Origin of the sequence: Alkalilimnicola ehrlichii, assembly GCF_003399765.1 — a bacterium.
Taxonomy (GTDB): domain Bacteria; phylum Pseudomonadota; class Gammaproteobacteria; order Nitrococcales; family AK92; genus AK92.
Map to the genome: position 1 here is coordinate 172,695 of NZ_NFZV01000004.1, position 18,508 is coordinate 191,202.

At 56.3% G+C, this 18,508-nt stretch carries 18 protein-coding genes, 1 tRNA gene and 2 pseudogenes; 18 read left to right on the forward strand and 3 right to left on the reverse strand.

Going from position 1 to position 18,508, the window contains the following annotated elements; all coding sequences use genetic code 11:
• Positions 1 to 204: 204 nt before the first annotated feature.
• The gene (locus CAI21_RS05835) at positions 205 to 522 is read left to right on the forward strand and encodes an H-NS histone family protein (RefSeq protein ID WP_116301423.1); all 318 of its coding nucleotides are present in this window, start codon (positions 205 to 207) and stop codon (positions 520 to 522) included.
• Between the two features lie 45 nt (positions 523 to 567).
• Here the strand turns inward: CAI21_RS05835 and CAI21_RS05840 are convergent.
• Positions 568 to 1,349: pseudogene (locus CAI21_RS05840) on the reverse strand (ABC transporter permease).
• Positions 1,346 to 2,302: an ABC transporter ATP-binding protein gene (locus CAI21_RS05845; protein WP_116301475.1), complete on the reverse strand. Its 957-nt coding sequence runs from the start codon at positions 2,300 to 2,302 to the stop codon at positions 1,346 to 1,348. Before CAI21_RS05845 ends, CAI21_RS05840 begins: the two are co-directional and overlap by 4 nt.
• A gap of 374 nt (positions 2,303 to 2,676) precedes the next feature.
• Here CAI21_RS05845 and carA point away from each other — a divergent pair, with 374 nt between their 5' ends.
• Genes carA through CAI21_RS05865 form a run of 4 tightly spaced genes read left to right on the forward strand, consistent with a single transcriptional unit; the run spans position 2,677 to position 8,004 of the window.
• Positions 2,677 to 3,819: a glutamine-hydrolyzing carbamoyl-phosphate synthase small subunit gene (carA, locus tag CAI21_RS05850; protein WP_116301424.1), complete on the forward strand. Its 1,143-nt coding sequence runs from the start codon at positions 2,677 to 2,679 to the stop codon at positions 3,817 to 3,819.
• A 43-nt stretch (positions 3,820 to 3,862) separates the two neighbouring features.
• Positions 3,863 to 7,084, forward strand: coding sequence for a carbamoyl-phosphate synthase large subunit (carB, locus tag CAI21_RS05855; protein WP_116301425.1), 3,222 nt, complete (start codon positions 3,863 to 3,865; stop codon positions 7,082 to 7,084).
• Positions 7,081 to 7,557 carry a transcription elongation factor GreA gene (gene greA / locus CAI21_RS05860; RefSeq protein ID WP_116301426.1) on the forward strand — a complete coding sequence of 159 codons (477 nt, stop codon included), beginning with the start codon at positions 7,081 to 7,083 and terminating at the stop codon, positions 7,555 to 7,557. Before carB ends, greA begins: the two co-directional genes overlap by 4 nt.
• 9 nt (positions 7,558 to 7,566) lie before the next feature.
• Positions 7,567 to 8,004, forward strand: coding sequence for a DUF4149 domain-containing protein (locus CAI21_RS05865; protein ID WP_116301427.1), 438 nt, complete (start codon positions 7,567 to 7,569; stop codon positions 8,002 to 8,004).
• Positions 8,005 to 8,039: 35 nt separating this feature from the next.
• Here CAI21_RS05865 and yhbY read toward each other — a convergent pair whose 3' ends face one another.
• Positions 8,040 to 8,342 carry a ribosome assembly RNA-binding protein YhbY gene (gene yhbY / locus CAI21_RS05870; RefSeq protein ID WP_404840853.1) on the reverse strand — a complete coding sequence of 101 codons (303 nt, stop codon included), beginning with the start codon at positions 8,340 to 8,342 and terminating at the stop codon, positions 8,040 to 8,042.
• A 23-nt stretch (positions 8,343 to 8,365) separates the two neighbouring features.
• Here yhbY and CAI21_RS05875 point away from each other — a divergent pair, with 23 nt between their 5' ends.
• The 13 genes and pseudogenes from CAI21_RS05875 (at position 8,366) to nuoE (ending at position 18,506) form a co-directional block, all read left to right on the forward strand.
• Positions 8,366 to 8,644 (forward strand): hypothetical protein, encoded by a 279-nt coding sequence (locus CAI21_RS05875; protein ID WP_147305039.1) that lies wholly within the window; start codon positions 8,366 to 8,368, stop codon positions 8,642 to 8,644.
• The gene (rlmE, locus tag CAI21_RS05880) at positions 8,631 to 9,251 is read left to right on the forward strand and encodes a 23S rRNA (uridine(2552)-2'-O)-methyltransferase RlmE (protein WP_116301429.1); all 621 of its coding nucleotides are present in this window, start codon (positions 8,631 to 8,633) and stop codon (positions 9,249 to 9,251) included. The genes CAI21_RS05875 and rlmE overlap by 14 nt, the downstream gene beginning before the upstream one ends.
• An 81-nt stretch (positions 9,252 to 9,332) precedes the next feature.
• The gene (gene ftsH, locus CAI21_RS05885) at positions 9,333 to 11,252 is read left to right on the forward strand and encodes an ATP-dependent zinc metalloprotease FtsH (protein WP_116301430.1); all 1,920 of its coding nucleotides are present in this window, start codon (positions 9,333 to 9,335) and stop codon (positions 11,250 to 11,252) included.
• A gap of 10 nt (positions 11,253 to 11,262) precedes the next feature.
• Positions 11,263 to 12,129 (forward strand): dihydropteroate synthase, encoded by an 867-nt coding sequence (gene folP / locus CAI21_RS05890; protein ID WP_116301477.1) that lies wholly within the window; start codon positions 11,263 to 11,265, stop codon positions 12,127 to 12,129.
• Positions 12,130 to 12,263: 134 nt separating this feature from the next.
• A complete protein-coding gene (glmM, locus tag CAI21_RS05895) occupies positions 12,264 to 13,622 on the forward strand; it encodes a phosphoglucosamine mutase (RefSeq protein WP_116301431.1) in 1,359 nt (452 codons plus the stop codon).
• A 58-nt stretch (positions 13,623 to 13,680) separates the two neighbouring features.
• Complete coding sequence (gene tpiA / locus CAI21_RS05900) at positions 13,681 to 14,448, forward strand: triose-phosphate isomerase (protein ID WP_116301432.1); 768 nt, start codon at positions 13,681 to 13,683, stop codon at positions 14,446 to 14,448.
• Between the two features lie 30 nt (positions 14,449 to 14,478).
• Positions 14,479 to 14,844 carry a preprotein translocase subunit SecG gene (gene secG, locus CAI21_RS05905; RefSeq protein WP_116301433.1) on the forward strand — a complete coding sequence of 122 codons (366 nt, stop codon included), beginning with the start codon at positions 14,479 to 14,481 and terminating at the stop codon, positions 14,842 to 14,844.
• Positions 14,845 to 14,929: 85 nt separating this feature from the next.
• Positions 14,930 to 15,014: transfer RNA gene (locus tag CAI21_RS05910), tRNA-Leu, on the forward strand.
• Between the two features lie 177 nt (positions 15,015 to 15,191).
• Positions 15,192 to 15,548 (forward strand): NADH-quinone oxidoreductase subunit A, encoded by a 357-nt coding sequence (locus CAI21_RS05915; protein WP_116301434.1) that lies wholly within the window; start codon positions 15,192 to 15,194, stop codon positions 15,546 to 15,548.
• On the forward strand, positions 15,539 to 16,015 hold the full coding sequence (locus tag CAI21_RS05920) for a NuoB/complex I 20 kDa subunit family protein (protein WP_116301435.1): 477 nt from the start codon (positions 15,539 to 15,541) through the stop codon (positions 16,013 to 16,015). Before CAI21_RS05915 ends, CAI21_RS05920 begins: the two co-directional genes overlap by 10 nt.
• A 12-nt stretch (positions 16,016 to 16,027) precedes the next feature.
• Positions 16,028 to 16,762: an NADH-quinone oxidoreductase subunit C gene (locus tag CAI21_RS05925; protein ID WP_116301436.1), complete on the forward strand. Its 735-nt coding sequence runs from the start codon at positions 16,028 to 16,030 to the stop codon at positions 16,760 to 16,762.
• Positions 16,755 to 18,006: pseudogene (locus CAI21_RS05930) on the forward strand (NADH-quinone oxidoreductase subunit D). Before CAI21_RS05925 ends, CAI21_RS05930 begins: the two are co-directional and overlap by 8 nt.
• On the forward strand, positions 18,003 to 18,506 hold the full coding sequence (nuoE, locus tag CAI21_RS05935; RefSeq protein WP_116301437.1) for an NADH-quinone oxidoreductase subunit NuoE: 504 nt from the start codon (positions 18,003 to 18,005) through the stop codon (positions 18,504 to 18,506). The pseudogene CAI21_RS05930 and the gene nuoE overlap by 4 nt, the downstream one beginning before the upstream one ends.
• Positions 18,507 to 18,508 lie beyond the last annotated feature (2 nt).

The following is an 18,508-nucleotide window of genomic DNA, read 5'->3' on the forward strand; positions in this document are numbered from 1 at the left end:
ATAGAATTCTCCAGCGGGAGCGATCCCGATAGGGATGAGGAGTTCTCTTTGCATGAAGCCACGCTATCAGGATGATCGGCGAAATGGAACTCTCCGGCTACTCCGAGGTCTTGAGAAATGAACTTTTTGCCATTAGAAGATGTCTCGGTAGTAGGGCGTTTTTTTTATGCTGAGCCTAGCCGTAACAAATGATAAGGAGCGCTGATGAACCTTGCTAACTACAACTCTCAGGAGTTGCGCGAGCTTCGGAAGGAGATCGACCGCGAATTGAAGAAGCGCCGTAAGCAGGAAGTTAAAGAGGCGCAAAAAGAGCTGAAGCACGTCGCTGAGCGTTACGGGTTCAGCCTGAATGAGTTGTTGTCTGCTTCGCCGGGCGTAAAGCCGGGGGCGATTAAAGGGGCTGTTCGTTATCGGCACCCGGAAGATGCGGATAAAACATGGTCTGGTCGCGGGCGGAAGCCGTCTTGGGTAAAAGAGTGGGAAGCCTCTGGACGCTCCTTGGAAGATCTGCGCGTCGATTAATTTGAGTGATTCTCGTTGCAATAAAAACGCGCTTAGCGCGGTTTTTTATTGCCGAAGGCCGGTCCCTTTGCTCAATAGATGTAGGCACACCCAGCCTAGCATTGCAATAAACAGTAGTAGGATGATGTAGGCGGTAGCAATGTTGATATCCGAAGCTCCCAAAATGCCATAGCGAAACGCATTAACCGTATACAGAATGGGGTTAAGTTGCGAAACGTGTTGCCAGACGGGCGGGAGTAAGGCGATGGAGTAAAATACGCCGCCGAGATAGGTCAGTGGGGTTAAGACAAATGTTGGCACAATCGCTATGTCGTCGAACTTCCGGCCATAGATTGCGTTGATGAAGCCGCCCATAGCGCAGAGGGTGGCGGTTAAGAAAACTACGGACACGGTGATGGCAATGTTGTGGATGGGGAGGCGGGTGAAGGCAACGGAGATCAGCGTGACGACAAGGCCGACCAGTAGCCCGCGACCAATGCCTCCGATCAGGTAGCCCAGCAGAATGATGTAATTCGGCGTCGGAGAAACCAGCATTTCTTCAATGTGACGCTGAAATTTTGCGCTAAAAATGACGAAGCGACGTTGGTGTAGGAATTGGTTATCACGGACATCATGATGATGCCGGGAACGATGAAGTCGATATAAGCGTATCCGTCCATCGTTCCGATGCGGGGACCGATTAGGTTGCCGAATATGATGAAGTAAAGGGTCATGGTGACCGCTGGAGGCAATAGGGTCTGTGGCCAGATGCGCAGGTAGCGGTGGGTTTCCTTGTAAGCGATCGTGCCGAGTGCGATCAAATGTTGTTGCGCGCGCGAAGGGATCATTTGAGGCTCGCTTGGTTGTGCCCGGGAGCAGGCGTTTCCTGGTTGGCCTTATGAAGCATGTGCAAGAAGAGTTCCTCAAGACGGTTCGCTTTATTCTTCATGCTAATAACTTCGATACCCTGATCGGCCAGTTCGGCAAATAAAGCGGTAAGATTCTGCTGGGCGGTAATCTCCGCCTCAAGCGTGCCGGCGTCTAATCGCTGCACCTTATACCCTTTTGGTATGCGCAAATGTTCTAACTCGCCGTTAACGTCTAAAATGAAGCTTTGCGTGTTGAGCTTTTTGAGCAGGGTTTTGACGTCGGTGTGCTCGATAATGCGACCTTGGTCGATGATGGCAATGTTTTTGCAGAGCGTTTCTGCTTCTTCAAGATAGTGGGTTGTCAGAATGATCGTCGTGCCTTGCTCGTTGATCGTTCGCAAGAACTGCCACAGAGAGCGTCGTAGCTCTATATCGACGCCGGCCGTGGGTTCGTCGAGAATGAGCAGTTTGGGGTCGTGGATTAACGCGCGGGCGATCATCAGCCGTCGTTTCATGCCGCCAGATAGCGTACGCGAGATAGCGTGGCGCTTGTTCCACAGATCTAAGGCTTTAAGGTGTCGCTCCGCCCTTTGTCTGGCTTCCTTGCGCGGGATGCCGTAATAGCCTGCTTGATTGAGGACGATTTGTTCGACCGTCTCGAAATTATTGAAATTGAATTCCTGCGGTACCAAACCAAGCAGCGATTTCGCTTGCCAAGGCTCTTGATCGATGTCGTAGCCAAACACCTGGGCAGTGCCGCTGGTTTTGGTTACCAACGAGCTGATAATGCCGATCGCGGTTGATTTGCCGGCGCCGTTCGGGCCGAGAAGGCCGAAAAACTCTCCTTCTTCCACCTCAAGATCGATGCCGTTCAGGGCTTGTACCTTGTCGCCGTAGTGCTTGGTGAGTCGTTTGAGTGAGAGTGCCTTCATGGTGTGCCGGTTGTTGTCTCCTGGCAGATGCGAGTACTTGATCGCGCCTAAACGCACGGGGCCGGCAAGCTTATGCACATCTACGGCAAGGCGGGGTCCACGCCTCAAGGTGCGCAACGCCGTCGTGGGCGCGTTGGCGGATAATGCGGATGAGTAGGGCTTGCGGGCCATACCGACGAGGGTGCTCATTGTAGTCGAGCCTGACCGATGGTGCCACCGATGCAAGGCGAATCCGGCATAAGGATGGACAGCAATACCGGGAACAATTAAAATTACGCCAGCAAATGATTTCACTTTAAGAACACCTGCGCGCAAAACGGGAGGGTATCGATTGATCCCTCCCGTTTTTGCGCGCGCAGTAGCAGGAGGGTCTCTTGAAAACGCCCGCTATTCTTGCGCTTGAGGATGGCACTCTGTTTCGTGGAGAGTCCATCGGCGTGGAAGGCATGACGACCGGTGAGGTTTGTTTTAATACAGCGATGACCGGTTATCAGGAAATCTGCACCGATCCTTCCTACAGTGGTCAGCTGGTAACGCTGACGTATCCCCATATCGGCAATGTTGGCGTTAACCCCGTCGATGCCGAGTCGAAAAGAGTTATGCTCAGTGGCCTTGTGGTGCGCGACGTGCCGCCGCGTATGAGCAGCTGGCGTGCTGCGCAATCGCTACCCGATTATTTACGGGAAAATGCGGTTGTGGCGATTGCCGGCATCGATACGCGTAAGCTGACGCGGTTGCTGCGTGAGAAAGGTGCGCAGAACGGCTGCATCATGGCCGGGGGCATCGACGAGCAAAAGGCGTTGGCTGCGGCTCGCGAATTTCCGGGCTTGAAGGGAATGGATCTGGCGCAAACGGTTACCTGTGCCGACACGTACGTGTGGCGGACTCCCAGTTGGAAGCTCGACCATGGTTTTGAGCCGGCGCCGGATAAAGCCTATCAAGGCTCTCCCTACCACGTGGTGGTATATGACTATGGCGTTAAGCGAGATATCCTGCGCCGCTTGTGCGACCACAACTGCCAAGTGACCGTAGTGCCGGCGAAATTGCCGGCGGCGGATGTATTAGCGCTTAAACCTGACGGCGTGCTGGTCTCGAACGGGCCGGGCGATCCTGAGCCCTGCGACTATGCGATCGCGGCGATTCAAGAGTTGGTGGAGCAGGGGGTGCCGCTGTTCGGTATTTGCCTAGGACACCAATTGTTAGGGTTGGCCAGCGGGGCGAAGAGCACCAAGATGAAATTTGGCCATCACGGGGCTAATCACCCGGTATTGGATCTTGATACCCGCAAGGTGATTATTTCCAGCCAAAACCACGGCTTCGCCATCGACGAGGAATCGCTCCCGAAAAATGTTCGGGCGACGCATCGTTCCTTGTTCGACGGTTCGCTGCAAGGTATTGAACGGACGGATAAGCCGGCCTTCAGTTTTCAGGGGCATCCCGAGGCAAGTCCCGGGCCCAACGACGTGGCGCCGTTGTTCACGCGCTTTATCGAGATGATGGCAAAGCACCGTCAGTAAGGTAGACGCACCTCATTCACGCTTCCGGTTGACGATAGAGACGATGCCCAAGAGAACCGACATCAAGAGCATTTTGATTATTGGCGCCGGCCCGATCGTGATCGGGCAGGCGGCCGAGTTCGACTATTCTGGCGCTCAGGCTTGCAAAGCCCTGCGCGAAGAAGGCTACCGGGTTATCCTGGTGAACTCGAACCCGGCTACCATCATGACCGACCCTGAGACGGCCGATGTTGTATATATCGAGCCGATCAATTGGAAGGCAGTCGCCAAAATCATCGAGAAGGAACGCCCGAATGCCGTGCTGCCTACCATGGGTGGGCAGACCGCGTTGAACTGCGCCCTGGACTTAGATCGGCATGGTGTTTTAAAAGAGTTCGACGTCGAGATGATCGGCGCCACGCAAGACGCTATCGACAAAGCCGAAGATCGGGAACGCTTCAAACAAGCGATGACCAAAATCGGTTTGGATACGCCTAGCGCGGAAATCGCCCATTCTATGGAAGAGGCGTTAGAAGCTCAGAAACGTATCGGTTTCCCGACGATCATTCGGCCTTCCTTCACCATGGGCGGCAGCGGTGGCGGGATTGCCTACAACCGGGAAGAGTTCGTCGAAATCGTCGAGCGTGGCTTGGATCTCTCGCCAACCAACGAACTGTTGCTGGAAGAGTCGGTGCTGGGCTGGAAAGAGTACGAGATGGAGGTTGTTCGGGATAAGAACGACAACTGCATCATCGTCTGCTCTATCGAGAACCTGGACCCCATGGGAGTGCACACCGGCGACTCCATTACCGTCGCGCCGGCGCAGACGCTGACGGATAAAGAATACCAGCTGATGCGGGACGCTTCGCTGGCGGTGCTGCGCGAGATCGGTGTCGAAACCGGTGGCTCGAACGTTCAATTTGCGATCAATCCCGAGAACGGGCGCATGATCGTGATTGAAATGAACCCCCGTGTTTCCCGTTCGTCGGCGTTGGCGTCCAAAGCAACGGGCTTCCCGATTGCCAAGGTCGCTGCGAAGTTGGCGGTCGGCTATACCCTGGACGAGCTCAAGAACGAGATTACCGACGGTGCTACGCCGGCTTCGTTCGAGCCGACCATCGACTATGTGGTCACCAAGATTCCGCGCTTTACCTTCGAAAAGTTCCCTCAGGCCCAGGCAACGCTCACGACGCAGATGAAGTCGGTTGGCGAGGTTATGGCCATCGGTCGAACTTTCCAGGAATCGTTCCAAAAGGCATTGCGCGGGCTTGAAAACGGTCTGGATGGCTTAGATGAGCGGATCGACCTGGCGCGCGATGATCTGAAAGAAGCGTTTCAACAAGAGCTGCGGACGCCTAAGCCGGAGCGCGTCTTGTATGTTGCCGATGCGTTTCGCGCCGGCTTGAGCGTCGATGCGGTCTATGAGCTTACCGCAATCGACCCATGGTTCCTCGCACAGCTCGAAGAGCTGGTTCAGTACGAGAAAGCCTTGCAGAGTGGCGAGCTATCTTTAGAGGATAAAGATGCGCTGTTCGAGCTGAAGCGAAAAGGTTTCTCCGATGCCCGTTTGGCGAAGCTGACCGATCGAACCGAAGCCGAGGTGCGTTCGCTGCGGCACCGGCTTGGCGTGCGCCCGGTCTATAAGCGGGTTGACTCCTGTGCCGCCGAATTTGCGGCTACCACGGCCTATATGTACTCCACCTACGAGGAGGAGTGCGAATCCGAGCCGAGTTCGCGGGACAAAATTATTGTCTTAGGCGGTGGGCCTAACCGTATCGGGCAAGGTATCGAGTTCGACTATTGCTGTGTCCATGCGGCGCTTGCAATGCGCGAGGATGGTTATGAAACCATCATGATCAACTGTAACCCGGAAACAGTCTCGACCGACTACGACACCTCCGATCGCCTCTACTTTGAGCCTTTGACTCAGGAAGATGTGCTGGAAATCATCGACCTGGAGAAGCCGAAAGGCGTGATCGTGCAATATGGCGGGCAAACGCCGCTGAAGCTTGCGCGCGATCTCGAAGCGGCGGGTGCGCCTATTGTCGGTACAACGCCGGATTCTATCGATCTGGCCGAGGATCGCGAGCGCTTCCAGGGCTTAATCGAAAGCCTCGGGCTGCAACAGCCGCCGAACCGAACGGCGCGAGCTGTCGATCAGGCCTTGGAGTTGGCGGCAGAGATTGGCTACCCGCTGGTGGTGCGGCCGTCTTACGTTTTGGGCGGGCGGGCGATGGAAATCGTCTATCAGGAAGAGGACCTGCTGCGGTATATGCGAGAAGCGGTGCGGGTGTCTAACGAATCGCCTGTGCTGTTGGATCGCTTCTTGGACGACGCGGTTGAAGTCGATGTCGATGCGATCTGCGACGGTCGCGATGTCCTGATCGGCGGCATTATGGAGCATATCGAGCAGGCTGGCGTACACTCCGGTGACTCGGCTTGTTCTTTACCGCCGTACACGCTCGCACCGGATATTCAGGATCGGTTGCGTGAGCAGACTCGCCAGCTAGCGAAAGCGTTGGGTGTGGTCGGCTTGATGAATATCCAATATGCCATTAAGGGACAGCAGGTTTTCCTCCTGGAGGTTAACCCGCGTGCATCGCGTACCGTACCGTTCGTATCGAAAGCGGTCGGCTTGCCGTTGGCGAAAATCGCGGCCCGCTGCATGGTCGGGCAGAGCCTCGCCGAGCAAGGGGTTAAGGGAGAAGTCATTCCCAAATACTATTCCGTGAAAGAAGCTGTATTCCCGTTTATCAAGTTCCCCGGCGTCGACCCCATTTTGGGGCCGGAGATGAAGTCTACAGGCGAAGTTATGGGTATTGGCCGAAGCTTTGCCGAGGCCTATCTCAAAGCTCAGCAAGGAGCGGGCGTAGAGCTACCGCGCACCGGCCGGGTGTTCATTAGTGTTCGAGACGCCGACAAAGACGCTGTCTTGGAGCTAGCCAAATCGTTGGTTAACCGTGGGTTCAGCATTATAGCTACTCGTGGTACCGCTTCTGCCTTACAGGCTGCGGGCGTAGATTGCTCTGTGATCAATAAGGTCACCGAAGGGCGACCGCATATCGTCGATGCGATTAAGAACGACGAGATCGATATGATTATCAATACGACGGAAGGCAAACAGGCGATTTCCGATTCGTTCTCGATCCGCCGTGAGGCTTTGCACCATAAGGTAAGCTATACCACAACCATAGCCGCCGCTAGAGCGACTTGCCTGGCGCTTGATTTCTTAGAGGCTAACGAGGTGAGCCGGCTGCAGGACTTGCATAAAGAGGTGATTGCATGAGTAAGGTACCGCTGACCGTTAAAGGTGCAGAGAAACTCAAGGAAGAATTAGCTCGCTTGAAGACGGTGGAGCGGCCTCGGGTCATCGAGGCGATCGCGGAAGCCCGCGCGCACGGCGACCTTAAGGAAAATGCCGAATATCATGCCGCCCGCGAGCAACAGAGCTTTATCGAAGGGCGCATTGCTGAGATCGAAGGAAAGCTCTCCAATGCCCAGATTATCGACCCGACGACGTTGTCCACGGAGGGCAAAGTCGTATTCGGTGCGACGGTCGACTTGATCGACGAGGAGACGGGCAAAGAGGTGACCTACCAGATTGTCGGCGACGACGAGGCGGATATTAAGCAGGGCTTGATCTCCGTAAGCTCCCCGATTGCTCGCGCTTTAATTGGGAAGGAAGAGGGCGATATCGCACAAGTGCAGGCCCCTGGCGGGATCCGCGAGTACGAAATCGTCGGAGTCCGCTATCGGTAGGCTGTGAGCATGCTCGATAAGTCGACCGCTGTCGGTGAGCGCATCCTGCTGACTCTGTGGGTCGGTGCGCTGTGGTGCGTCGGCTATGTGGTCGCGCCTGTGCTGTTTGCCAATCTCGAAACGGCGCAGGCGGGGGCGCTTGCAGGCGAGATGTTCACCGCAGTGGCTTATCTTAGCCTGTTTTGCGGTGCCGTTCTTCTGCTGCTTCAGTTGTTGCGTGAGCCGCGCCTTGGTAATTGGCGAGCATGGGTTGTTGCCGCAATGTTGGTCGGTATCGCGGCGGGAGAGTTCGGCATACGGCAGCTAATGGCCGAGGAGAGCGGCGAGGCGTTTATGCGCTTGCACGGCATTGCACAGTTGATTTATCTGGCTGTGAGCATGCTTGGCCTGGCGTTGGTAGCCTTTGGGTCGCGCCCCGCTAGCGGATGGGGGCGAGCGGCGACTTAAGGTGCCGCCCGCCCTGTCTGTGTGCGGCGGTCCCGTTACGGCAAAGCGATTTGTTTGCCTTTCCGTTCGGGATTGGGTCGGTACAGTAGGACAATTTGGCCGATTGCCTGTACGATAACGGCTTGAGTAGTTTGGCAGATTCGTTCGCTGAACTGCTTGCGTTGCTCCCGGTCGTCGGCGACCAGCTTTACTTTGATCAATTCGTGATGTTCGAGTGCCGCCTCGATTTCGTTCATGACGGCTTCACTTAGCCCGGCATTGCCGGTGCGAACCACCGGTTTCAGTTGATGCCCAAGGCGGCGCAAATGGCGTTTCTGTTGCTCGGTGAGTTTCAGCATTTTGGCCCTGGAAAATGAGCGATATGTCAAAGCGGCGCAGTGTAGCACGCGCCATTACCTTAAAAATAGCGCCAAGTCCTTTGAACCCCGTTAAACTGGAGTTCGGTTTTTGGCTTGTCGTCTGTATCGGCGCCTTCCTGTTACTGGCGGGTTTAGATACCTCGCGTAGCCTGGATACGGCGATTTTAGCTGTCGTAGCGAGCGTTGGCACCCTACGAATTGTCTGGCGGGCCCATCGGGTCATGCGTGTTGAGCGCGAACGCGCCGAGCATGGCGAGGAGTCGTCCCATGGCCCGAAGTAAGAGCAGTCATCGCTGGCTGCGTGAACATTTTGACGATATTTACGTCAAAAAGGCGCAGGAGGCTGGCTACCGCTCTCGGGCTGTGTTTAAGTTAGAGGAAATTCAGGCGCGCGACCGGCTTATCCGACCGGGCATGAATGTTGTCGATTTGGGAGCGGCGCCGGGTGGTTGGTCGCAACTCGCGCAACAGATGGTCGGTAAAAAAGGCCGTGTTGTCGCGCTGGATATACTGCCGATGGAGCCGTTGTCGGGAGTCGTTTGCTTGCAAGCCGACTTCACCGAAGAGGCGGCGTTGACCGCTTTAAACGAAGCGCTGGCGGGGGCAGAGGTCGATCTTGTGCTGTCGGATATGGCGCCCAATATCACTGGGCAGGCCGCTATCGATCAACCCCGGGCTATGTATCTCGCGGAACTTGCGCTGGACTTTGCATGTCAAGTGTTAAAGCCAGGTGGAGATTTCCTGGTAAAAGTTTTTCAGGGCGAGGGCTTCGACGCCTACCTGCGGACCCTCCGGCGGGAGTTTCAGCAAGTCGTCTCCCGTAAGCCGAAGGCTTCTCGGCCTCGTAGCCGCGAGGTTTACCTATTGGCCCGTCGGCGGAAGCTGTAGTACTGTTTTGGTAGAACCGTTCACCTTCGTTATGCCGCAGGGCGCGAAGACAACTGATCGAGGTGTCCATCCTTGAACGACATGGCCAAGAATCTGATCCTGTGGGTCATCATCGCCATCGTTCTCATGTCCGTGTTCAGCAACTTCCAGGATCGGACTGTAGCTGCCGGAGATGTGGCTTACTCTGATTTTCTGCATGAAGTGCAGCAGGGGCAGGTGCGCGATGTAACCATGCAGGGTCAAGTAATCACTGGGACCACCGCCGGTGGCGAACGCTTCCGTACGTTTAGCCCGGAGACCGACAATCAAGCGTTGATCGGAACCCTGCTCGATAACAATGTGCGGATTGAGGCCGAGGAGCCGCCGGGGCGGAGCTTATTCCTGCATATTCTTATTTCCTGGACGCCGTTCCTCCTGTTGATCGCGGTATGGATATTCTTCATGCGGCAGATGCAGGGCGGCGGTGGCCGCGGCGCAATGTCCTTCGGTAAGAGCCGCGCCCGCATGATGTCCGATGATCAGGTGCGGGTGACCTTTGCCGATGTGGCAGGCGTCGAGGAAGCCAAGGAGGATGTGGTCGAGCTGGTAGAGTTCCTGCGCGATCCATCTAAGTTCCAACGGCTTGGCGGTAAAATTCCCCGCGGTGTGTTGATGGTCGGGTCGCCGGGTACCGGTAAAACGCTACTCGCTAAGGCTATTGCCGGCGAAGCGAAAGTGCCCTTCTTCAGCATTTCCGGTTCGGACTTCGTTGAAATGTTTGTCGGTGTCGGTGCGTCGCGAGTGCGCGATATGTTCCAGCAGGCCAAAAAACACGCGCCATGCATTATTTTTATTGACGAGATCGACGCGGTCGGACGTCAGCGCGGCGCCGGTTTGGGCGGTGGCCATGACGAGCGCGAGCAGACGCTCAACCAGCTGCTGGTCGAGATGGACGGCTTCGAAGGTAGCGAAGGCGTTATCGTTATTGCCGCGACTAACCGTCCGGATGTCTTGGACCCGGCGCTGTTGCGGCCTGGACGCTTCGACCGTCAGGTCGTTGTCCCCTTGCCCGATGTGCGTGGCCGGGAGCAGATTTTGAAAGTGCACATGCGCAAAGTTCCGCTGGCCGATCATGTCGACGCGCGGGTCATTGCTCGCGGTTGCCCAGGCTTCTCCGGTGCCGACCTCGCCAACTTGGTGAACGAGGCTGCGTTGTTCGCGGCTAGAGCCAACAAGCGCTTGGTCGATCAAGACGATTTCGAACGCGCGAAAGACAAAATCATGATGGGGGCGGAACGCCGCTCCATGGTCATGAGCGAGGACGAGAAAAAGCTGACGGCCTATCACGAGGCTGGGCATGCTATTGTCGGTTTATGCTCGCCTGACCATGACCCGGTGCATAAAGTCACGATTATTCCGCGTGGCCGAGCCTTGGGTGTCACGATGTTTCTACCTGAGGAAGATCGTTACAGCTACACCAAGCAACGGCTGAACAGCTCAATCGCCAGCCTCTTCGGTGGTCGCTTGGCTGAAGAAATGATCTTCGGCTCGGAGCGGGTAACCACGGGTGCGTCTAACGATATCCAGCGGGCTACCGAAATTGCGCGCAACATGGCCACCAAGTGGGGTTTATCTGAGCGGCTTGGGCCTCTAGCTTACGGTGAGGACGAAGGAGAAGTGTTCCTCGGCCACTCGGTCACTCAGCACAAGCAGGTTTCGGATGAAACCGCGCATCTGATCGATCAAGAGGTGCGGGCTATCATCGATACCAATTACAACCGTGCAAAAGAGATACTCACCGAGCACATGGATAAACTGCATGCGATGGCGGACGCTCTGATCAAGTACGAAACCATCGATCATGAGCAAATCGACGACATCATGGCCGGTAAGCCGCCGCGGCCGCCCCGCGATTGGACGGGGCCAAACTCGCCGCAGGGTCAAGGCCCAGTCGGTAACGTAGAGTCCGACAAGGGTGGCCAAGCCGGCGGAAAAATCGGCGATCCTGCCAGCGACCATTAAGCTCGCTGGCATGGAATGCGCTATTCCAGAGGCCGCAGCGGGGCCTGTGCTCCGTTGCGGCGACGGTAAGCGGCTTGATCTCTCGGCACCGCGTGTCATGGGTATTTTGAATGTCACCCCCGACTCCTTCTCGGACGGGGGTGACTTCTTTAATCCCGAGGCAGCGCTTGCCCAGGCCTATGCGTTGGTAGAGGCGGGGGCTGCCATCATCGATATCGGTGGGGAGTCGACTCGTCCAGGAGCGCCGCCGGTATCTGTAGAAGAAGAATTGCGCCGTGTCGTACCGGTAGTGGAGGCCTTGGCTCCTGCTTTGCCGGTTCCCATCTCTGTAGATACCAGTAAGCCTGAAGTTATGCAGGCGGCGATCGCCGCTGGTGCGGGTATGGTCAACGATGTCATGGCCTTGCGCGCGCCTGGCGCGCTGGAGACAGTTGCGGGGCTGGGTGTGCCGGTATGCTTGATGCACATGATCGGGACTCCAAGGACGATGCAGCAAGCGCCTCGCTACGGCGACGTCGTAACCGAGGTTCGCCGGTTTTTACTAGATCGGGTCGATGCTTGTTTAGCGGCGGGGATTGCTCGCGAGCAAATCGTTTTGGACCCGGGTTTCGGTTTTGGTAAGACTGTCGAGCACAATTGCCGCCTGCTACGTGAGCTAAACCGGATTATCGATACAGGCTTGCCGGTATTGGTAGGTATGTCGCGGAAGTCGATTTTTGGACGGCTTCTCAATCAGCCGGTTGATCGGCGGTTACCTGGAAGTCTGGCCGCCGCTGTAATAGCCGCGTGGCAGGGTGCTCGAATCATTAGAGCGCACGACGTACAAGCAACGGTAGAGGCCATTACTGTGACGGATGCCTTCGCTACTTTAGGGTAGTTTTATTAGTTTCTATCGTCTTGTTGCGGTTGTGTCGCATACATAACAATAAACAAAGGCGATTTGTCGTACGCGACAATGCCTTTCTCGACTTAGCAGCCTGCTGGCCATTCACCAAGACATTGGGATAAGTGATGGAAAAGCGCTTGTTCGGTACTGATGGTATTCGCGGAAAAGTTGGGGAGTACCCGATTACCGCCGATTGTATACTTAAATTGGGTTGGGCTGCGGGCCGCGTTTTTGCGGGGCAGGGCGGTCACAAGGTTTTGATCGGTAAGGATACGCGGGTATCCGGTTATATGTTCGAATCGGCCCTTGAAGCGGGGCTGTCCGCCGCCGGTGTCGATATTGTACTGCTTGGCCCGATGCCGACGCCGGCTATCGCCTATTTGACCCGGACGCTTCACGCCTGCGCGGGTATTGTCATTAGCGCTTCCCACAATCCGCACTACGATAACGGGATTAAGTTTTTCTCCGGCCAAGGCGAAAAGCTCGACGACGAAACGGAGCTCGCCATAGAGCGTGAGCTTGATAAGCCATTGCAGACCGTGGAGTCCGCGGAGCTTGGTCGCGTTTCCCGGCTTGTCGATGCGCCTGGCCGTTATATCGAGTTCTGTAAACGGGCCGTCGACCTCAGCGTCGAGCTGAATGGGCTAAAGATTGTTGTCGACTGCGCTAACGGTGCAGCCTATCAGGTGGCGCCGGCGGTATTCGATGAGTTGGGTGCAGATGTCGTGCGCACTGGGGCCGAGCCCGACGGTGTTAACATCAATGTGGACTGCGGTTCGATGCATACGGCGAATCTGCAACAGCGTGTACGGGAGACTAATGCACACGTCGGAATTGCCCTGGATGGCGACGGCGATCGCGTGCTGATGGTCGATGAGCGCGGCGAAGTGCTGGACGGCGACGAAATTCTCTATATTATCGCCCGTAGTCGCCATGAGCGCGGTTTGCTGGCAGGGCCGGTGGTTGGCACTTTGATGAGCAATCTGGGCTTAGAGCAAGCGTTAGCCGGGATGGGCGTCGGGTTTAAGCGTGCGAAAGTCGGCGATCGGTACGTCATGGAAATGCTGCGCGATAGTGGGGGGCTCATTGGTGGTGAGTCCTCCGGGCACATTATCTGCCTTGATCGCACGACCACGGGCGATGGCGTTGTTTCCGCATTGCAGGTTTTAGAAGTGATGGCCGAGACGGGGCGCCCGTTGCACGAGTTGAAGCAAGGCATGACGAAGTTACCGCAGCATATGGTCAATGTGCCGATAGCGCGCGGCTCCGATGTGCACGCCTCGCCCATGATTCAGGAAGCGGTTGCGGATGTGGAGACCACTTTGGGTGACGCCGGCCGAGTTCTTTTACGCCCGTCCGGGACCGAGCCGGTTGTGCGTGTCATGGTGGAAGGTGCGGATAGCGAGCAGGTCGTTGCGCTCGCCGAACAGTTGGCGGATGCGGTAACGAAAGCATCCTCCTCTCAAGCCGTCGAGGTGAATTGATTTATGTCACTAGCGACGTTAAGCTTCCCGCCGGATTTTTGAGACCTGGTTTGTAGTTATGCGTCAACCTCTGGTCGCTGGAAATTGGAAAATGAACGGCTCCCGGGCGTTTGCCGGGGAGTTGGTTACCGCGCTGCGCGAAGGCGTTAGCGCGCTCGACCGTGTCGAAGCGGTGCTATGCCCGAGTTTTGTACTATTGCCGCTTGTCGCCGAGCTTGTCGGCGGGTCGACGTTGCAGGTCGGTTCGCAGACACTCAGTGAGCACGATGAAGGGGCTTATACGGGTGAAGTATCCGGTGCCATGTTGCTGGATTTCGGCTGCCGATATGCCATAGTTGGTCATTCCGAGCGGCGCGAGTACTACGCGGAAACAGACCGTCAGATCGCCGCCAAGTTTGCTGCCGCCCAGCGACATGGGTTAACCCCCATCTTATGCGTAGGCGAGACCTTGCAGCAACGGGAGCGGGAAGAGACCGAGTCGGTTATCCGAGAGCAGCTTGAGGTCGTGCTTGCGCACGTTGGGGTTGCCGCCTTTCAGAAGGCGGTCGTTGCGTACGAACCGGTCTGGGCCATTGGCACCGGTAAGACTGCGACGCCCGAGCAGGCGCAAGCGGTACACGCTTTTATCCGCCATGTTGTGGCAGAGCGTGATTCCGAGGTGGCCGAGCAATTGCGGATTCTGTACGGCGGCAGCATGAAAGCCGCTAATGCAGCCGGGCTTTTGGCCAAGGCGGATATCGATGGCGGTTTGATTGGTGGTGCTTCGCTTAAAGCAGAAGAGTTTTTAAGTATTTGCCGGCAGGCGAGTGAAGTGAAAGCTGGTTGACGAAAGGAATGCCGGCGTAGAGAGGAATCGATGTTTAACGCGTTTTTGGTTGTTCATATTATTATTGCAGCGGCGTTAGTTGTGTTGGTGTTGCTGCAGCATGGGAAGGGGGCCGACATGGGGGCGGCGTTTGGTAGCGGTGCTTCCGGTACGGTTTTCGGTTCCGCCGGTTCCGGCTCCTTTCTCGGTCGCGTGACAGCCTATTTAGGCGCGGGCTTTTTCGTTACCAGCATGATCCTGGCGATTCTTGCGGGCGGTCAGTTGGCGGGGCCCGGTGGCATTGTTGTCGGCGAAGATCCGCAGCGGCAGGACGCGGTTGAAATGCCGGCTGCCCCAGCGATGCCGGAAGAGGATTTGCCGGCCGATATGCCGGCGCCGCCACCGGAAGAAAATTAAGTCATAATATTTGCTGCGGGGCTGCAACATTGATAGAATGTCGCCCTGTCGCAAAGAGACAAAGACCCCTACCATGCTACGACATGCCGATGTGGTGGAACTGGTAGACACGCCGTCTTGAGGGGGCGGTGGCGAAAGCCGTGCCGGTTCGAGTCCGGCCATCGGCACCACTTTAAGGTGGGGGTCTGGAGGCGAGGTTCTCTCGTTTCTATCTAATTGTTTTCCTTGATTTTTCCCCTTCACGCCTAGTTGACAGCTTCGTTGCTGTTAGCCTACACTGCGCCCCGACCGCTGCCGGGCGGTTCTTCACCAGTCCACGGGCTGACAAGCTACGAGGCTAACGCCGGATGCTCGAGAATTATCTACCGATTCTTGTCTTCATCGTTATCGGGTTGGTAATCGGTACCGCTTTACTTGCGGTTGGTTACGTGCTCGGTCCTCGAAAGCCGTCCGAAGGTAAGCTTGCCGCTTACGAGTGCGGTTTTGAGGCCTTTGAAGACTCGCGCATGAAGTTTGATGTGCGGTACTACCTGGTCGCCATCCTCTTCATCATCTTCGACCTGGAAATCGCTTTTTTGTTCCCATGGGCCATTGTTCTTGACGATATTGGCCTGTTCGGTTTTGCCGCCATGGGAATATTCTTGGCGATTCTTCTCCTAGGTTTCCTTTATGAGTGGAAAAAGGGAGCGCTGGAATGGGAATAGAAGGTGTCCTGAAAGAAGGTATCGTTACGACCAGCGCCGATAAGCTGATCAACTGGGCGCGGACGGGTTCGCTGTGGCCGGTCACCTTCGGGTTGGCTTGTTGTGCAGTCGAGATGATGCACTCCGCCGCGCCACGATACGATACGGATCGGCTGGGCATTATCTATCGTCCCAGCCCGCGACAATCGGACGTGATGATTGTCGCCGGAACCTTGGTTAATAAAATGGCGCCAGCGCTTCGTCGCGTATATGAGCAGATGACCGATCCGAAATGGGTTATCTCCATGGGCTCCTGCGCTAACGGTGGCGGCTACTACCACTATTCTTATTCGGTCGTACGAGGCTGTGATCGGATTGTGCCGGTCGATATTTATGTTCCGGGCTGTCCGCCCACGGCGGAAGCGCTGATATACGGCATTATCCAGCTACAGAACAAAATTCGGCGTACCAATACGATCGCCCGCTGACGGAGAGGGGTTATGGGAGAAAGCACAAGCAATCTCAGCGAGCGTCTTTCGTCGGCCTTGGGCGACCGAGTGGTTGCTTTGCGTGCCGGGCCAGGCGGCGAGCTGACGCTGGAGCTGAAAGCCGCCGATTTGTACGAGGCGATGCTGACCCTGCGGGATCACGAGAGCCTGCGTTTCGAGCAGTTGATCGATGTGGCAGGCGTCGATTACGCCGCCTATGGTCAAGATGAGTGGGTCACCGAACAGGCTTCGGGCTCTGGGTTTAGCCGCGGTGTCGACGGCTACTCGACTGGCCGCTTGGGTTTAACGGGCGTTTATGGCCTGCACGAGGTTAAGTCGAACACGGGGCGTCGCTTCGCTTCGGTGTACCATTTGTTGTCTATCGCGCATAACGAGCGGCTTCGGGTTCGGGTTTATGCGGAAGACGATAATTTCCCGGTCGTCGCCTCCGTGACCGATATTTGGGCCGCAGCCAATTGGTTTGAGCGCGAGTCGTTCGATTTGTTCGGAATCCTCTATGAAGGGCATCCGGACTTACGCCGAATTCTCACTGACTACGGCTTTGTCGGGCACCCGTTCCGCAAAGATTTCCCGCTGATCGGCAACGTCGAAGTGCGCTACGACGAAGAGAAAGGCCGAGTCGTATATCAACCGGTCACTATCGAGCCGCGGGTGCTCGTGCCGCGCGTCGTTCGTGCCGATAATCGCTACGCTAGCCGCGTCAACGAGGAGCGCACCGATGGCTGAGTTTCGCAGCTATACCATTAACTTCGGGCCGCAGCACCCGGCGGCGCACGGCGTTTTACGCTTGGTTTTGGAAATGGAAGGCGAAACCGTCGTTCGTGCCGACCCGCACGTAGGCCTGTTGCACCGCGCCACCGAGAAGTTGGCGGAAACCAAGCCGTTCAATCAAAGCATCGGTTACATGGATCGGCTCGATTACGTGTCGATGATGTGTAACGAGCATGCTTATGTGAATGCGATCGAAAAGCTGCTTGGTATCGAGCCGCCGGTACGCGCTCAGTATATTCGGGTGATGTTCGACGAAATCACCCGCCTGCTTAACCACCTAATGTGGCTGGGTGCTCATGGTCTCGACGTCGTGCCTTGAGTATGCTGCTCTACTGCTTCCGTGAGCGTGAAACGCTGATGGACTGTTACGAGGCAGTGTCCGGTGCTCGTATGCACGCGACCTATTATCGCCCTGGCGGCGTGTACCGGGATTTGCCGGAACGGATGCCGCAGTTCCAGCCCTCGAAATACCGCAAGGAGAAAGACCTTGAGCGGCTTAACGCCGACCGTCAGGGGTCCTTGTTGGATTACATCGAAGCGTTTACCGAGCGTTTCCCCGGGGTGGTGGACGAGTTTGAGACGTTGCTGACCGATAATCGTATTTGGAAGCAGCGTTTGGTGGACGTGGCGATCGTAAGCCCGGAACGAGCCCTGCAACTTGGTTTTAGCGGACCGATGCTGCGCGGGTCGGGTATCCAGTGGGACTTACGGAAAAAACAGCCGTACGAAGTTTACGACCAGGTCGAATTCGATATCCCGGTAGGGACCAACGGCGATTGTTACGACCGTTACCTGGTGCGCGTGGAAGAGATGCGCCAATCGACCCGGATTATTAAGCAATGCGTGGATTGGCTACGTGCCAACCGGGCCCGGTCATGATTGACGACCACAAGATTGTGCCGCCTAGCCGGGAAGAGATGAAGGACGATATGGAGTCCTTGATCCACCACTTTAAGCTTTTCACGGAAGGTTACTCCGTGCCTGAGGGCGAAGCGTACGCCGCCGTAGAGGCTCCGAAAGGAGAGTTCGGCGCCTACATTATCTCCGATGGCGCGAATAAGCCTTACCGGCTAAAACTCCGTGCGCCGGGGTTTGCCCACCTTGCAGCGATGGACGAGATGGCGCGTGGCCACATGCTGGCCGACGTCGTCACGATCATCGGTACTCAGGACATCGTATTCGGAGAGATTGACCGTTGAACCCGGAACGCCTGTCGGAAAAATACCTCACGCCTGAAGTACGGGCCGAGATAGACCACTGGTTGACCAAGTATCCGGCCGACCGTAAGCGCTCGGCGGTAATTCCAGCCCTGCATGCGGTTCAAGATGCTAACGGCGGTTACCTAACGGAAGCGTTGATGAATGCCGTCGCCGAGTACCTAGAGCTGCCGCAAGTTTCGGTATACGAGGTTGCGAACTTCTACTCGATGTTCGACCTGAAACCGGTTGGTCGTCACAAGGTCAATTTGTGCACCAACATTTCCTGTATGCTGCGCGGCGCGGATGAAATCGTTAAGCACTGCGAGCAAAAACTGGGAATTAAGCTCGGCGAGACCACCCCGGACCAGCGCATAACTCTCAAGATCGAAGAGGAATGCCTTGCAGCCTGCACCGGCGCACCGATGATGGTGGTCGATGGTCATTACTACACCGATCTCACGCCGGAAAAGGTGGATGAGATCCTGGATAATTTGGAGTAAGC

Coding starts and splice junctions, on each gene's coding strand:
- CAI21_RS05875 (WP_147305039.1), top strand. CDS start 8,366: ATGTCAAAGCGGCGCAGTGTAGCACGCGCCATTACCTTAAAAATAGCG.
- CAI21_RS05865 (WP_116301427.1), top strand. CDS start 7,567: ATGCTCGATAAGTCGACCGCTGTCGGTGAGCGCATCCTGCTGACTCTG.
- CAI21_RS05925 (WP_116301436.1), top strand. CDS start 16,028: ATGGGAGAAAGCACAAGCAATCTCAGCGAGCGTCTTTCGTCGGCCTTG.
- folP (WP_116301477.1), top strand. CDS start 11,263: ATGGAATGCGCTATTCCAGAGGCCGCAGCGGGGCCTGTGCTCCGTTGC.
- rlmE (WP_116301429.1), top strand. CDS start 8,631: ATGGCCCGAAGTAAGAGCAGTCATCGCTGGCTGCGTGAACATTTTGAC.
- yhbY (WP_404840853.1), bottom strand. CDS start 8,342: ATGCTGAAACTCACCGAGCAACAGAAACGCCATTTGCGCCGCCTTGGG.
- glmM (WP_116301431.1), top strand. CDS start 12,264: ATGGAAAAGCGCTTGTTCGGTACTGATGGTATTCGCGGAAAAGTTGGG.
- ftsH (WP_116301430.1), top strand. CDS start 9,333: ATGGCCAAGAATCTGATCCTGTGGGTCATCATCGCCATCGTTCTCATG.
- tpiA (WP_116301432.1), top strand. CDS start 13,681: ATGCGTCAACCTCTGGTCGCTGGAAATTGGAAAATGAACGGCTCCCGG.
- CAI21_RS05845 (WP_116301475.1), bottom strand. CDS start 2,302: ATGAAGGCACTCTCACTCAAACGACTCACCAAGCACTACGGCGACAAG.
- greA (WP_116301426.1), top strand. CDS start 7,081: ATGAGTAAGGTACCGCTGACCGTTAAAGGTGCAGAGAAACTCAAGGAA.
- CAI21_RS05920 (WP_116301435.1), top strand. CDS start 15,539: ATGGGAATAGAAGGTGTCCTGAAAGAAGGTATCGTTACGACCAGCGCC.
- CAI21_RS05835 (WP_116301423.1), top strand. CDS start 205: ATGAACCTTGCTAACTACAACTCTCAGGAGTTGCGCGAGCTTCGGAAG.
- secG (WP_116301433.1), top strand. CDS start 14,479: ATGTTTAACGCGTTTTTGGTTGTTCATATTATTATTGCAGCGGCGTTA.
- CAI21_RS05915 (WP_116301434.1), top strand. CDS start 15,192: ATGCTCGAGAATTATCTACCGATTCTTGTCTTCATCGTTATCGGGTTG.
- carB (WP_116301425.1), top strand. CDS start 3,863: ATGCCCAAGAGAACCGACATCAAGAGCATTTTGATTATTGGCGCCGGC.